This window comes from Streptococcus parasanguinis, assembly GCF_016648855.1.
In the GTDB taxonomy this organism is placed as follows: domain Bacteria; phylum Bacillota; class Bacilli; order Lactobacillales; family Streptococcaceae; genus Streptococcus; species Streptococcus parasanguinis_L.
In genome coordinates this window covers 1-14,084 of sequence record NZ_JACLQU010000012.1, presented here as the reverse complement: position 1 = coordinate 14,084, position 14,084 = coordinate 1, and the positions used below count along the sequence as shown (strand labels likewise).

The following is a 14,084-nucleotide window of genomic DNA, read 5'->3' as shown; positions in this document are numbered from 1 at the left end:
CATTTTCCTTTAGAATTCTGTAAAGAGTAAGTCAATCTCAGGAGTTACCGAGATCCAATCATCCCGGTGGATGAGGATTCCCTTGGCTTTTTTAGATTGGAGCATATCGCGCACAGCCGACTGGCCGAGACGAACTTTCCCTTTCCCTAGTAATTGTCCTGACTCTTGATGATAGACGCTGACGATGTCTTGATAAGAAAAATCCCCTTCTGCCTTAGTCACACCCGAAATTAATAAGCTCTTTCCATATTGCAACAAGGCCTCAGCCGCTCCAGCATCCACCCAAAGAGCTCCTTTACTTTCTGCATAAAAGGCTAGCCATTGCTTCTGGGTTTTTAAACCCTTGTCCTCTGCAAGGAAGTAACTGCCATCTGCTTGCTCTTGCGCCGCTTCGATCAAGGCATCAGGCTTGAGAGACGAGCAAATATAGACAGGAACCCCAGACTCTGTCGCCAGGGTCGCTGCCTTGAGTTTGGTCAGCATACCGCCAGTTCCATTGCTACTACCCGCACCTCCAGCCATCTCGATCATCTCGCGAGAAATGTGCTCGATCCGCTCCAAACGCTTGGCTGTTGGATCCTGAGAAGGATTGGCTGTATAGAGGCCATCGACATCCGTCAACAGCACCAAAAGATCCGCTTGGGCCATGGCCGCAACCTGCGCACTCAAGGTATCATTGTCACCAACTTTTAGCTCAGCGATAGAGACCGTATCATTTTCATTGATAATCGGAATCGCCCCACGGTTGAGTAAGACAGAAAGGGCCTGGTGGGCATTCTTATAGCGACGTTGATCCGCAAAGTCATCCTGGGTTAATAAAATCTGTGCAGAAACAATATTGCGTAAAAGAAGATTAGAGGTATATTCTTCCATCAATAAACCTTGACCAACTGCCGCAGAGGCTTGCTTGTCTGCCACCTTAATCGGCCGTTTCTTAAAACCAAGGGCACCAAACCCAGCAGCAACCGCCCCTGATGAGACCAAGATCAACTCATGGCCCGATTCGTGTAAGAGAGCCAACTGCTGGGTAATGACCTTGACCTTCTGTCTAGAGAGGCTCCCGTCTGGATTGGTCAAAGACGAGGTCCCTACTTTAAAGACGATTCGTTTTGCTTTCATCGCTGTGATTCTTTCTAATACTATTTATTTCGTAAGTAATGAAAGTGACTGAATCTCCATTCAGCCATTCTCCATTATCCTTTTCGAAGGTCTTCCAGCGTTTTCTCAAAGATCGCTGGCACTTCTGCTGTAAATTCCAAAGTCTCTCCTGTGCGAGGGTGGGTGAAACCAAGTGTCCGCGCATGAAGAAACTGTCCTTGTCCTTTGAGTGTTTTCTTAGGTCCATAAGCAGGATCTCCAGCTACTGGATGGCCAATATAGGCCATATGCACCCGAATTTGGTGGGTCCGACCAGTCTCCAGTTGCAACTCTACCAGCGTGTAATCCCCAAAGCGTTCCAAGACTTGAAAACGGGTCACTGCAGGTTTTCCTTTAGCCGTCACTGCTTGTTTTTTCCGGTCCTTTTCACTGCGACCAATTGGTGCTTCGATCATGCCCCGATCGTTAGGAAGATTGCCATGGACAATGGCCCAATACTTCCGGAGAGGTTTTTTGTCTTTGAGTTCCTCTGCTAAGGCGACGTGGGCTTGGTCATTTTTTGCGACCATCAAGAGGCCTGACGTGTCTTTGTCGATCCGATGAACGATCCCTGGACGCAATTCTCCATTGATCCCTGAAAGGTCCTTGACATGGTATAAGAGTGCATTGACCAAGGTCCCGCTGGTGTGGCCGGCACTCGGGTGAACAACCATGCCTTGGGGTTTATTGACGACGACGACATCCTGGTCCTCATAGACGATGTCTAAGGGCAGATCTTCTGCTTCATAGCTGACCTCTTCCACTTCTGGGACTTCATACTGGATGATGTCTCCTTCTTTGACCGTATACTTAGCTTTTTTCACAGTTCCATTGACCAGAACTTTTCCTTCTTTGATCTGCTCATTGGCTACAGCTCGTGACAAGGGAGTCAAATCCGCCAAAGCCTTATCCAGTCGCGCACCGGCTACTTCGATTTTAATTTCCATGCGTTTCCTCTTTCAACATCAGGATCAGGAGCAAGAAAACTCCAACTGTCAAATAACTATCTGCTACATTAAAAATGGCAAAATTCATAAAATCCAGGTGGAACATATCGACCACAAAGCCCTGACGCAGGCGATCGATAAAATTCCCCAAGCCACCTGCAATCACCAAGGTCAAGCCCATCACCATCCAAAGCGACCCCTTAAGGTGCTTATAAAGATAGTAAAAGGCCCCTACCATCACGACTAGAGTGATGAGGGTAAAGAACCATTGCTGATTTTCAAGAAGCGAAAAAGCTGCACCTGTGTTTTGAAGATAAGTCAGGCTGACCACATGGGGAATAAAAGACTTGACGACACCCAGTGGAATGTTCTTCACCACATACCATTTGACCAGCTGATCCAGTAGGACCAAAAGGACAATCGCTACTGGGACCATTGTTTTTCTCTTCATTTCTTACCTCTTTTGATCAAAATATTCTACCATGACCTCGACAAACTTCTCTGCTACAGGAGAGAGATCCATCTCTTCGCGTTTGACATAGACCATTTTATTGTCCAGGTTGTCTTCCAAAGGAATCACGGTAATGCCATTCACTGACTGGCTATCCAAAAAGCCTGATCCCGTCGCATAAGCATCTGTCCGTTCCAAGATTCCATTCAAGGTAGCCCGGTCGGTCACATTGAACATTTGTGAGCTCGAGCTGGTATCGACAAAGTTCTCTGAATAATAGAGGTACTCATCTTTTTCTTGGGTAAAGCGAACAGTTGGCAACTGAGCTAGATCTTCCATGACCAGTTTTTTCTTCTTAGCCAGAGGGTGTCCCTTGCGAAGGTAAATATGAGTCTGAAAAGGAATCAAATCCACCACTTCAAGCCCTAATTTATCGACCCGTTGCATAATTCCCTTGGTATTTTGACGGTTGAGATAAATAATCCCCAACTCACTATGCCCTTGAGCCACTTCGTCCAAAATTTGGACCGTTGTTGATTCAAAGATGCGGAAGTTTTTATTTTCCGGATAGCGGATCGAGAATTCCGTCATCAAAGGTGGCAAGAAGTCATAGTGTTGACTAGAAATAGAGAATTCTTTCTTCTCTTCTTCGGGACTGGCATATTGATTTTGAAAAATATCAAACCCTTTGACCACATCCTGCGCTTTTTCATAAAATTCCATTCCCCGACGGGTCAAAAAAGTCCCAGAACTGGTCCGACGAAAAATCTTAAAGCCCAATTCTTTTTCCAGATCTCTGACGGAGATGGACAAGCTCGGCTGACTCACATACATTTTTTCAGCAGCCTCACGAAAAGTACCACTATTGGCAATCGCCACTACATATCGTAATTGTTGTATATTCATTCTATTTTCCTTATTACAGTATCGATCTATTATACCATAAATTAGGGGCTGAAAGAAGAGATGGGTTTAAGAGACCTTCTTCTCGTGAAAATAAAAAACTGGAACTAAAACAGTTCCAGTTGATCCTTATTCAATCACTTGAGTTTCAGCTACTTTCTTGTACCAATGAGCCGATTTCTTCGGATAGCGCTTTTGGGTTTCAAAGTCTACATAGAAGAGACCATAGCGTTTTTCATAACCATTTGACCATGAGAAGACATCCATCAGGGACCAAATGAAGTAGCCCTTAACGTTTGCACCATCAGCAATCGCATCCGACAAGACTTCCAAATGTTGTTTCACATAATCTATCCGGCCATCATCGTAAACAGTGTTGTCCACAAATTCATCTTTGTATCCCAGTCCGTTTTCAGTGATGTAGATCTTCTTGTAGTTTGGATAATCTTTCTTGACGCGCATGATTTGGTCATACAAGCCTTGCGGATAGATGATCCAATCCCAATCCGTCCGAGGGACATAATCAGGAGCTACACGACGACCAACACCTTTGATTTGGTATTTAGAGCTTCCTTTCTCACCTTTACCGTTGTGGATGATTTCAGTTTCACCATCGAAGGCTTCCATCCAATCACTCATGTAGTAGTTAATTCCAAGGAAGTCGTTCAAATCTTTAGCTGCTTCAAGTGCTGCAAAGTCTTCGTCCCGAAGATCCAGACTACCACCATTAACTGAAAGAATGTGGTTTACCCCTTCCATGGTTGCATCTGAATAGTGTCCGAGGTAAGTCGCATCCAAGATAAACTTGTTGTGGATGATATCTTCCAACTCAGCAGCACGTACGTCTGCAGGATTTTTAGGATCCAATGGATACTTAGTTGGAAGTGCGTGAACAACCCCGATTTCACCTTTATAACCTTTGTCTTTGTACAATTTCACAGCACGTGCATGAGAAACCATCATATTGTGGTGAGATTGGAAGACTTTGGCAAGGTCATATTGAATACCTGGTGGGAATTTACCAACCAAGTATTGACCATCACCGATTGGGCCAATTTCATTGAAGGTTGTCCAGTAGTTGACTTCTGGGAATTCTTCAAAACAGAAAGCAGCATAATCTACAAAGTGTTCGATATTTTCACGATTCAAGAAGTCTCCATTTGAGTGAAGAGCTTCAGGAGTATCAAAGTGGTGAAGAGTTACGAATGGTTCTACATGACGTTTATGGCATTCTGCAAATAACTTATGATAGAATTCTACCCCTTTTGGATTGACTTCACCATAGCCAGTTGGGAAAATACGTGACCAAGCAATAGAAATACGAATTCCGTTTACGCCATATTCTTCCGCCAACTGTAAGTCTACTGGATATTTATGGTAGAAATCACTCGCTGGTTCAGCAGTATACCAATAGTTGTCTGCTAAATATTTATCCCATGCAACAGGTCCTTTACCGTCTGTATGAGTCGCACCTTCTGCCTGATAAGCTGCAGTTGCGCCACCAAAAATAAAATCTTTAGGAAGTGTTTTTGTCATATTTTCACCTATTTCTTGATTGGATAAAATGAAAAGCGAGGGGAGAGGAGTTAGTGAGCCATCCATCTCCATCTCACTTCTTGTACCAAGCCACCGAATTGTGACATGAGGAGGTAAAAACGATATATTTTTACCGACGAATTAACAAGTCGATTAGGAAAATCGCCATAGCGATTTCCGTTACGATAGGAGACTGTTTCACAGTCCCTATCGTTAATCGAATTGAGCTTGAACAAAGGCTAGAGCACCTTTTCCATCACGGGTTAACTTGATGTACTGAGCACCTTCTGTCTTCGCCAATTTGATGCCTAGTTTATCTGTTTCAGCCTTCATATCTTCGAAGTTGGAAGCAACCTGAGGCGCCAAGATAACAAGGTCAAATTCTGGCAACATTTCACGGTGGGCTCCATAGCCACCTGCTGCAGCTTTAACTGGAACTTTATACTCTTCTGCGGCTTTATTCAAAGCATTGGCAAGAAGACCACTTGTTCCTCCACCAGCACAAAGAACGAGGACGTTTGTTTCTTCAGTAATTGTATTTTGTGCTGAATCTACTCCAGCTTTTTCAAGAATAGCATCTGCTTTTGCAGTGTTAAAGTTTGCAGCTACCTTTTCTTTTAATTCATCATTAGTTTTACCTGAACGTTCTTCTTCAAGAATTTGTTCATCATAAACCTTGAGGAATGGATAGTAGATAACAATATCTACTACAATTAACAATGCTGCAAGAGCGAATGATAAGAACTGGAAGTTTGTACCAAGAACAATACCAAGAGGTCCTGGTGTAGTCCATGGAAGGTTGGCAGTAAATGAGTTCATGCCAAGTGTTTCAATAAAGAACTTAAAGATCCATACGTTTGCAATTGGTGCAAAGATGAATGGGATAAAGAAGATTGGGTTCAAAACAAGTGGTGCACCAAACAAGATTGGTTCGTTTACACCAAAGAATGTAGGAACTACTGAAGCGCGTCCAATAGCACGATTTCGTTTCGATTTACATAACCACATAAACATGAACGGAACAACAAGAGTTGCACCAGTACCACCCATAGTGACGATGAACATTTGTGTACCAGATGTAAGGATCTTATCAGCGTGCATACCTTGTTGAAGGAGGTTCAAGTTGACTTCGGCATTTGCATAAGTGATCGCTGCAATCGCAGGCTCAACGATAGATGGGCCGTGAATACCAATAAACCAGAAGAATGCAAAGGCACCGAAAATAATCGTAATACCAACATAACCGTCTGCTGCTGAGAATAGTGGAGCAAGAAGGGTACCGATTGATTCAGCAACCGTTACATGAAGGCTTGCTTTCACAACTAATTCAAGTGCATACAAGAGTACAACTGACAATGTAAATGGAATCAGGTCTTTAAATACTTGTGAAATATTTGGTGGAACCTCGTCTGGCATGCGAATCGTCACATTATTTTTCACACAGACCTTATAAACATTAACGGTAACAAAGGCTGCAATGAAGGCTGTCAACAGACCTTTTGTACCCATGAAGGCTGTTAAGAATCCACCTTCTTTAGCAGGTTCGGCAGCCATGAGCAAGAAGCCAACCATAGAAGCCAACATTGTAGAAATGAAGTTGATTTGGTTAGTTGCTGGAAGGTCGCGGTTCATTGAATCAGTCAAAGCCTTAGCCGTTGTACCACCAACGAAGAAGGCCAAGATGCCCATAGAATAGCTATATGGAGTCATCAAGAAAGTTTCAATATCTTTAGACCAATGGAATCCCCAAGCGTTTGGTACATACGCAATTAGGATGAAGATAGATGAGAATAAGATTACAGGCATCCCTGCAATAAAGCCATCCCGAATCGCTCGCAAATATTTGTTTCGAGAAATCTTTTCAAAGAAAGGTTTCCCTTTTTCAATCAGTTCAATCAGTTTATTCATTATTTCGCTCCTCTTTTATATAGTTCAATCAGATGGTGAATCACGTCTTTTAATAGGATCGTTGTCATGAGATGGTCTTGACCATGCATCATGGTAATGCTATAGGGGATTTCTTCTCCTGCTGCTTCATGCGCTAGCATGGTCGTTTGAGATTTGTGAGCCTCAGCGATACAGGACCCTGCTTCTTCTACTAAGGATTCTGCTTTAGCAAAATCACCATTTTCAGCAGCTTTTAAGGCTTCCACTAATTTTGATCGAGCGTCACCGGCATAAGCGACAATTTCAAACCCAAGTAATTGGACTTCTTCTTTATTCATGTTGGTTCCTCCTTATGATACCTTTTGAAAATTTTTATAATAGACGTTGAATATGCAAGGCTAAATAGACTTTTTCATTAGGAGATATCTTAGCTCCAGTCTGTTCAGCGATAGTTTGGTAGATCTGATGACTAATCTCATAAGCCTTTGGATAACTTAGCTGGATCAGTTGTTCCATCTCGCTCAAGCCTTCAGGATCCTCTCTTCCCTTATCTAGGGAGTCAAGGAAATAATTGAGATGGATCATAAAGCGATCGTAGAAATGACTATTTTCTTCTTTTCGTTTCAATCCATTGTGAGCTAGTTTTTCCTCTACAGCTTTCAAAATCGCTTGGCGATCTTGGACATCAGGATCCTGCTCATGAATGACTTCCCCTTGTGCATTGATGAAGTGATAGGCGATACGATTCACTTCGTCATCAGGAAATTGATCCAAGAGCCGCTCTCGAAAGATTTCAATCGCTTCCTTTGCGATTTTATAGGGGATCGGATGCATAGCAGACGCATCAGGTAGATCACTGTGTTTGTATCTTCCCTGTTGAACCGCCTGGTAAGAACAAAAGATGTGATCTGTTAGTGTCACATAGATATATTCTTGAACAGGATAGGCATATTTCTTAGACAAGGTATCAATCACTTCATAAGTGGTTGTGATGAAATCAAGAGGAACATCCTTTAGAAGGGCCATAAAGTTTTCTCTTGATTCATCCGTGTTTAAACGAAATACTTTTTCGACCTTATCATCAGCTACCAGATCATTTTTCTTTTTCCCAAAAGCAATCCCACTCCCAACAACAATTAACTCTTGTTGAAGCTCATTTTGAACCAAAGCAACATTATTGTTCATTGGATGGATAATACGATACATGAGGCTCTCCTTTGTAAAATTTGTTAAAAGCAAATAAAAATGACCACGAAGCAACTGAAAAAACTAGCCTATGCTAATCATTCAATCTACTTGTGGTCACGCCTAATCTAACTTAGTAACGCTCACTGCTATTTAACTTATGAACTTATTCTATCATATGTTTTTTATTTTGTAAACCCTTACAGCGAAAATTTTTAAACATTTTTTATAAAAAATAAACAAAGCCTAAAAATAATGAAGAACATTGGAAGGAATTTCTTACTTCCAATGTTCTAAATGTTGCTTTAGGAGGCAATCATCATTTGAATCTTATACGCGTTCTGTCCAAGGTGTTGCTACTTTAGCCAAGACTGCGTTCAATTCTTCAATATTTTGTCGACCTTCTGTACGAAGCCATTCACGAGCAGCTGCTTCTCCATCTTTGATGTAGGCTTCTACTGAACCTGCCCATGTCGCACGTCCACAAAGAACACCGTTGAAGTTAGCACCAGATGCATGAGCAAATTCCAAGGTTTCTTGGAAGAGTTTTGCAGATACACCGGCACTGAGGTAGATGTATGGAAGGTTGGTTGCTTCTTCTTGTTCTTTGAAGAAAGCAGCTGCTTCTTCACGACTATAGACAACTTCTCCTTCTCCAAATCCTTCCACGAAGTTCACATTAACTGGAACTTCCACTTTCAAGACATCGATATTGAAACGAGGATCTGAAAAGACTTTCATAGCCTCAATCACCTTACGAGGTTTCACTTTCGCATATTCAGCAGAGGTTGCATCTGCAATTCCTTCATCATAAGCCAAGATTTCAAGGAAGAATGGAATGTCTTCTGCCACACATTCTGAACCAATGCGTTCGATATAAGCTTGTTTTTCTTGGTTGAGTTCTTCTGCACTATCTACATCATAGTAGAGCAAGAATTTCACAGCATCTGCGCCTTGTTCTTTGATGCGTTTTGCTGACCAAAGGTTCAAGCAGTCAGGCAAGCGTTTGGTGCTAGACGTATCGTAGCCTGTCTTTTCGTATGCGAGCAAGAGTCCTGCATCTTTGTCCAAGGCTTTTGTAGCAGGTAGACCATATTCTGGGTCCAATAACATAGATGAAGCATATTTTGTCAATTCATCAGCTACAAGGACTTTTAGTTCTTCCATTTGTGCTACTGTTGGTTCTGTGTCTTGGTATTTGGCCATCAAGCGTTTCAAAGCCCCACGTTGGTCGAAGGCCAAAGCTGAAATGACACCGTCTTTTGTACTAAGACGTTCCAAATAGTTGCGTTTTTGTTCTGTTAATACCATTTTATACCTCTTTTACGATTAATTGTTGATACAAGGCATCATAGTGCCCCATGTTGACATGTCCTGTTTGTGCTTCTTGTGCATTTAACATTCCAAGAACATTTGCTTTCTTGAGCAAGTCTGCGTCACTCTCATGATGATAGAGACCAGATGCAATCCCTGCAACAGTCGAATCACCAGATCCGACTGGATTGACGACATCGATCTTAGGAATATCTACCTTATAGAAGACATCCCCATGCTTAGCGAAAGCGCCATTTGCACCAAGGGAGACAATCACCCATTCGATGCCATCAAAGAGAGAATCCTGAAGAACTTCTTTTAAGTCTTCCACATTCTTACTCACTTCTTTTCCTAACAACTGTGATAATTCTTCATTGTTTGGTTTAATGACCGTAGGCTTGACAGCTGCTTGAATGGCAGCTTCTAAAGAAGCTCCCGAGCAATCAAGTACGACTGGTTTCCCAGCTTCCCTTGCAATCTTAACAAGGCTAGCATAGTAGTCCACTGGTAAACCAGCAGGAAGACTTCCAGAGATGGCAACAACCTCTACTTGTTCAACCAAGTGACGATAATGGTCGAGAAAGTCTTGGCCTTCTTTCTCAGAAATGGTTGGACCTTTTTCTAAGATTTCTGTTTGCTTGCCTTCGTGAAGGATGGCGATACAATTACGTGTATCTCCAGCAATTTCAAAGAAACGTTCCTCTATCCCTTCTCCTAAATGATCGAGAATGAATTGCCCCGTCCGACCACCAAGTAGACCGGTCGCTGCCACTGGATCCTTGATCTCAGAAAGTACACGGGTAACATTGAGACCTTTTCCACCAGCTGTCTTACTCACCTCAGCTACACGATTGACTGTATCCAACTGGAGTACATCCAAAGGATAAGAAATATCAATCGAAGGGTTCATCGTGACCGTTAATATCATACGTCACCTCTTAGTCGTGGTATTCACCACGGTCCCATTTTTCAAGGAATTCTGTAAAGAAATCAGCATCCGCTTGATGAGCATTATGGGTTTCCACATGTTGGATCTTAGCGATCAATTTTTTATTTTCTTCAGTTGGTTTGTATTCAGCGTGGATGAATGCTTCAATGATATCGCACATGAGCAATTCACCAGTAATTTTACCCCCAAACCCGATGACATTCGCGTTCAATTCTTCTTTTGCATAAAGAGCAGTTGTCATATCGCGTACCAAGGCAGAACGGATACCAGGTACTTTGTTAACAGCATTGTTAATCCCAACACCAGTACCACAGATACAAACACCAAGATCTGCTTGGCCACTTGCTACGGCTTCACCGACTTTCTTACCAAAGATTGGATAGTGGGTACGTGTATGGTCATAAGTCCCAAAGTCGAGCACTTCGTATCCTTTTGATTTCAAAAAATCAGAAACAGCCATTTTTTCATTTGTCACAATGTGATCACAACCAATTGCAATTCTCATTTGAATTCTCCTCTCATTAGCACATCTTATTCAACATATCAACACGGATTTGGTGACGGCCGCCGTCGTATTTACCATTGACGAAGCCTTTGGCAATGTTTTTCGCCAATTCATCTCCAACAATTTCAGCTCCCATGGTAATCATTCGAGAATTGTTGTGTCCACGTGTCATATAAGCAGAACGTTCATCTGAAACTTCTGCTGCCACCATTCCTTTGATTTTAGTCGCAACCATAAATGGACCAGCTCCATAAGCATCAATCACGATTCCAAGATTTTGATCGTTTTTGTTCACTTCGCTCGCAACTGCAAGTGTCACATCTACAAAATCTTGACCTTCAGCGGTTACATCTACAACATCGAAGTTTTCTTTTACAAGAAACTCTTTCACGAGATCTTTTAATCTTAATCCTGCAGCATCTGCACCAATTACAATAGACATGTCCTGTCCTCCTTTTGTTTGTTTCAGCAAATATTCCTGTTGTTAATTTTTCACAAAGAAACATTTTCTTACTTTTGATATTATATTACACCTATTTCGAACGAAAGTCAACATTAAATTGTTTATTTTCGAACATTTTTTAAAAATAAAAACACCATATCTAGAAAAGATATGGTGTCAGTTTTCAAACTACATGGAACGATTATTTTGCATTTGCAGCATATTCTTCGTTACGTTTGATCATTTGTTTTCTGTACCAAGCGAAGATTCCGATATAGAATGCCAAGAAGACAACTACACCAAGGATAGCTTTGATATCACCAGTTGTTGCGTTACCGATTGTCCAACCGAGCAATTTTTCAACTGGTCCTTCAAGAGTTGAGTGAGTGATCAATTGAGTAGAAGCTACCCCTTTAGGGAAGGCATCAACACTCTTAGCCAATTGAGTTGCAAATGGTGCAATCAATGTACCTGAAAGAAGGAAGAGTGGCAAGAGAAGGCTTCCGAAGATGATCATACGGATCAATTTACCGCGTGTTACAACCAACAAGGCTGGAGTTACACCCATAGCGATGATCCCTGCAAGTGGCAAGATACCATTTCCGACTTTAGAAAGAAGCACTGCTTCGATCAACATGATTGGTGCAAGTACGTTGGCACAAGCCCAGATTTCAGCACGACCAGCGATAAATGGCCAGTCCAAACCGATGTTGAATTTACGTCCTTGAAGACGTTTAGTAGCAACGTTTGTAATACCTTGTGACAATGGTTCTACTGCTGCGATGAACCAAGAACCGATCAATGAGAACAATTCCAAGCAGACACCGGCAGTCAAACCAAGGCTCAACCAACCTTTAATAACCAATTCCCATTTGTCAGCATCTTGCACACCAGCAACTGGATGTGGAGTACCCATGATACCGATGACGATACCAAGAAGGAAACCGATAAAGAATTTAGATCCCCAGAAACCGATCTTCTTGTTCAATTTAGCAGCGTCGAAGTCGTATTTATCAAGACCTGGGAAGAATTTGTCAAAGATTTTATCCAAGACCATGATGATTGGGTTCATCATGTAGTTCATGTGAGTAGATGTCATAGGTGATGAACTTGGTGCATTCAACAAATCATCAAATGTTGGTTTCATCAAGTCTGAGTTGATGATTTTCATAACCCCTACAAGGACAACGGCAAGAGTTGCAACGAAAAGTGAAACTCCTTGGCTGACACCGTTGTTGTCAGCATACCATTTGATCAAAAGACCAGTGATAGACAAGTGCCAGATATCGAAGATATCGACGTCAAGTGTGTCAGTTTTCTTAATTAGCAACATCACGATGTTGACAATCAGCATCACCAACAAGAAGTAGAGCGTCCAAGCAGAACCCCATGTGATGGTTGCAAGTGGAGCCCAACCAACGTCAGTAATAGTCAATTGGATACCTGTATTCTCAACAAATTTTGCAAGAGATGCTGAGAAAGCCGTATTAAGCATACCGATGATTGCACCGATACCAGTAAGGGCGATGGCAAGTTTAATACCACCTTCAAGGGCTTTAGAGAATTTCACTCCAAACAAGAGGGCCAAAACCGTCAAAATGATTAACATGATGATCGGACCACCCATGTCTAGGATGGGTTTGAAAAATTTATTGGCAAAATCTATAATTCCATTCATAATAAATCCTCCCGATTTATGAATTTTTTGTAATTTACAGCAGAAAGTGTTCCCAATTTTATCATTGGATAACGCTTACAAACTTGTTTAAAAAAATATTAACTTAATCCATGTTCTTTAATGGCAGCTTCGATGTTATCAAAGACTGGCGCACTCATTGCAGGAATACGGAATAAAATTGGTCCCGCTTCTACCACTGGAATACCAGGATCGAATCCCAAATCAGTAGCAGCAATTGGAGTAAAGATGTCATAACCAGAAATCAAATCTTCATTGACGTCTTTGACCATGACAGCGTCACAACGCACATCATAACCACGGTTTGACAACTCTTCTTCCAACGCATTCTTAATTTGGTGGCTAGAGTTAACACCTGCACCACAGGCAGCTAAAATTTTAATCATTTGGATGTCCTCCATTATAAATATTTACGAATGTTTTAGGAAATAGTTTCCGTAATGTATTGATAAAGCTTATCTTCACTATCTAATTTTGATAGAGCTTCGAGATTTCCATTGGATGTAAAGAAATCCATCAGCTGGGCCAAAATATTGGTTTGGCTTGAGCTCGTATTATTGATAATAAAGAATAAGAGTGAAACTTGAACTTCCTTATCTGGAGCAATCATATTATGGAAAGTTACGGGTTGATCCAAACGAACCACGACCACATTCTCAGTGAGATTATGGACAATGTCTGTATGCGGGATCGCCACATTTGGTAAGTCCTTACCAAGAAATTCCATGTCTAATCCAGTCGGGAAAGACTTTTCACGCTCAATCAAAGCGGAACGATAGGTTGGTGTCACAATCTGTCGCTCTTCCAATAAGCTTGCTACCTGCTCAAAGAGATCTGTTTGATCCTTGGCATGTAGGCAAAATACAAGATCTTTGTTAAAGAGTTGATTTAATCCCATTGTTGCCACCTCCTTATCTAACTATTTATTTTATAGCTTCAGTATATCACTATATTGATTGAGTGTCAATCATTTTTTGTCTAAATTTGTTTAATTTTGTTTGTATATCACTCTAAAGCGCTTTCTATCCGTCATTTTCCAACATCATTAAATCAGTAAAAAGAGAGTGGGACAGAAATCGGTAATTCGTTAGAATTCGATTTCGTCGTCCCACCTCCGCACAGTTGAGTAGGG

15 protein-coding genes are annotated in these 14,084 nt (G+C 41.7%); all 15 read right to left on the bottom strand.

Translation table 11 applies throughout. The annotated features are described in order from the left end of the window. Positions 1-9: 9 nt before the first annotated feature. The 15 genes from proB to H7T92_RS07690 all read right to left on the bottom strand — a co-directional run bounded on the left by proB (position 10) and on the right by H7T92_RS07690 (position 13,850). A complete protein-coding gene (gene proB / locus H7T92_RS07760) occupies positions 10-1,119 on the bottom strand; it encodes a glutamate 5-kinase (RefSeq protein WP_195529669.1) in 1,110 nt (369 codons plus the stop codon). Between the two features lie 74 nt (positions 1,120-1,193). Then, positions 1,194-2,084, bottom strand: coding sequence for an RluA family pseudouridine synthase (locus H7T92_RS07755; RefSeq protein WP_201037455.1), 891 nt, complete (start codon positions 2,082-2,084; stop codon positions 1,194-1,196). Then, a complete protein-coding gene (gene lspA, locus H7T92_RS07750) occupies positions 2,074-2,535 on the bottom strand; it encodes a signal peptidase II (RefSeq protein ID WP_049474594.1) in 462 nt (153 codons plus the stop codon). The genes H7T92_RS07755 and lspA overlap by 11 nt, the downstream gene beginning before the upstream one ends. Positions 2,536-2,538: 3 nt before the next feature. Beyond that, positions 2,539-3,441 (bottom strand): LysR family transcriptional regulator, encoded by a 903-nt coding sequence (locus H7T92_RS07745; RefSeq protein ID WP_003001728.1) that lies wholly within the window; start codon positions 3,439-3,441, stop codon positions 2,539-2,541. Positions 3,442-3,567: 126 nt separating this feature from the next. Beyond that, positions 3,568-4,974, bottom strand: coding sequence for a 6-phospho-beta-galactosidase (gene lacG, locus H7T92_RS07740; RefSeq protein WP_311626386.1), 1,407 nt, complete (start codon positions 4,972-4,974; stop codon positions 3,568-3,570). A 213-nt stretch (positions 4,975-5,187) separates the two neighbouring features. Continuing rightward, positions 5,188-6,882 carry a lactose-specific PTS transporter subunit EIIC gene (locus H7T92_RS07735; protein WP_031573630.1) on the bottom strand — a complete coding sequence of 565 codons (1,695 nt, stop codon included), beginning with the start codon at positions 6,880-6,882 and terminating at the stop codon, positions 5,188-5,190. Then, positions 6,882-7,199: a PTS lactose/cellobiose transporter subunit IIA gene (locus H7T92_RS07730; protein ID WP_003007713.1), complete on the bottom strand. Its 318-nt coding sequence runs from the start codon at positions 7,197-7,199 to the stop codon at positions 6,882-6,884. The genes H7T92_RS07735 and H7T92_RS07730 overlap by 1 nt, the downstream gene beginning before the upstream one ends. A gap of 34 nt (positions 7,200-7,233) precedes the next feature. Then, positions 7,234-8,067: a PRD domain-containing protein gene (locus H7T92_RS07725; RefSeq protein WP_201037453.1), complete on the bottom strand. Its 834-nt coding sequence runs from the start codon at positions 8,065-8,067 to the stop codon at positions 7,234-7,236. 309 nt (positions 8,068-8,376) lie between these two features. Next, complete coding sequence (lacD, locus tag H7T92_RS07720) at positions 8,377-9,357, bottom strand: tagatose-bisphosphate aldolase (RefSeq protein WP_070449092.1); 981 nt, start codon at positions 9,355-9,357, stop codon at positions 8,377-8,379. Position 9,358: 1 nt separating this feature from the next. After that, on the bottom strand, positions 9,359-10,288 hold the full coding sequence (locus tag H7T92_RS07715) for a tagatose-6-phosphate kinase (RefSeq protein WP_061455172.1): 930 nt from the start codon (positions 10,286-10,288) through the stop codon (positions 9,359-9,361). Between the two features lie 10 nt (positions 10,289-10,298). Next, a complete protein-coding gene (gene lacB / locus H7T92_RS07710) occupies positions 10,299-10,814 on the bottom strand; it encodes a galactose-6-phosphate isomerase subunit LacB (RefSeq protein ID WP_003002763.1) in 516 nt (171 codons plus the stop codon). A 16-nt stretch (positions 10,815-10,830) separates the two neighbouring features. Continuing rightward, positions 10,831-11,256 (bottom strand): galactose-6-phosphate isomerase subunit LacA, encoded by a 426-nt coding sequence (gene lacA / locus H7T92_RS07705; RefSeq protein ID WP_003007724.1) that lies wholly within the window; start codon positions 11,254-11,256, stop codon positions 10,831-10,833. 202 nt (positions 11,257-11,458) lie between these two features. Further along, on the bottom strand, positions 11,459-12,934 hold the full coding sequence (locus tag H7T92_RS07700; protein WP_201037452.1) for a PTS galactitol transporter subunit IIC: 1,476 nt from the start codon (positions 12,932-12,934) through the stop codon (positions 11,459-11,461). Between the two features lie 98 nt (positions 12,935-13,032). Beyond that, positions 13,033-13,338, bottom strand: coding sequence for a PTS sugar transporter subunit IIB (locus H7T92_RS07695; RefSeq protein WP_003002828.1), 306 nt, complete (start codon positions 13,336-13,338; stop codon positions 13,033-13,035). Positions 13,339-13,373: 35 nt separating this feature from the next. Next, complete coding sequence (locus H7T92_RS07690; RefSeq protein WP_023918370.1) at positions 13,374-13,850, bottom strand: PTS sugar transporter subunit IIA; 477 nt, start codon at positions 13,848-13,850, stop codon at positions 13,374-13,376. Positions 13,851-14,084: the final 234 nt, after the last annotated feature.

Bases quoted from the DNA above. Each gene is read 5' to 3' on its own strand.
- proB (WP_195529669.1), bottom strand. From the start codon at position 1,119: ATGAAAGCAAAACGAATCGTCTTTAAAGTAGGGACCTCGTCTTTGACC.
- H7T92_RS07755 (WP_201037455.1), bottom strand. From the start codon at position 2,084: ATGGAAATTAAAATCGAAGTAGCCGGTGCGCGACTGGATAAGGCTTTG.
- lspA (WP_049474594.1), bottom strand. From the start codon at position 2,535: ATGAAGAGAAAAACAATGGTCCCAGTAGCGATTGTCCTTTTGGTCCTA.
- H7T92_RS07745 (WP_003001728.1), bottom strand. From the start codon at position 3,441: ATGAATATACAACAATTACGATATGTAGTGGCGATTGCCAATAGTGGT.
- lacG (WP_311626386.1), bottom strand. From the start codon at position 4,974: ATGACAAAAACACTTCCTAAAGATTTTATTTTTGGTGGCGCAACTGCA.
- H7T92_RS07735 (WP_031573630.1), bottom strand. From the start codon at position 6,882: ATGAATAAACTGATTGAACTGATTGAAAAAGGGAAACCTTTCTTTGAA.
- H7T92_RS07730 (WP_003007713.1), bottom strand. From the start codon at position 7,199: ATGAATAAAGAAGAAGTCCAATTACTTGGGTTTGAAATTGTCGCTTAT.
- H7T92_RS07725 (WP_201037453.1), bottom strand. From the start codon at position 8,067: ATGTATCGTATTATCCATCCAATGAACAATAATGTTGCTTTGGTTCAA.
- lacD (WP_070449092.1), bottom strand. From the start codon at position 9,357: ATGGTATTAACAGAACAAAAACGCAACTATTTGGAACGTCTTAGTACA.
- H7T92_RS07715 (WP_061455172.1), bottom strand. From the start codon at position 10,288: ATGATATTAACGGTCACGATGAACCCTTCGATTGATATTTCTTATCCT.
- lacB (WP_003002763.1), bottom strand. From the start codon at position 10,814: ATGAGAATTGCAATTGGTTGTGATCACATTGTGACAAATGAAAAAATG.
- lacA (WP_003007724.1), bottom strand. From the start codon at position 11,256: ATGTCTATTGTAATTGGTGCAGATGCTGCAGGATTAAGATTAAAAGAT.
- H7T92_RS07700 (WP_201037452.1), bottom strand. From the start codon at position 12,934: ATGAATGGAATTATAGATTTTGCCAATAAATTTTTCAAACCCATCCTA.
- H7T92_RS07695 (WP_003002828.1), bottom strand. From the start codon at position 13,338: ATGATTAAAATTTTAGCTGCCTGTGGTGCAGGTGTTAACTCTAGCCAC.
- H7T92_RS07690 (WP_023918370.1), bottom strand. From the start codon at position 13,850: ATGGGATTAAATCAACTCTTTAACAAAGATCTTGTATTTTGCCTACAT.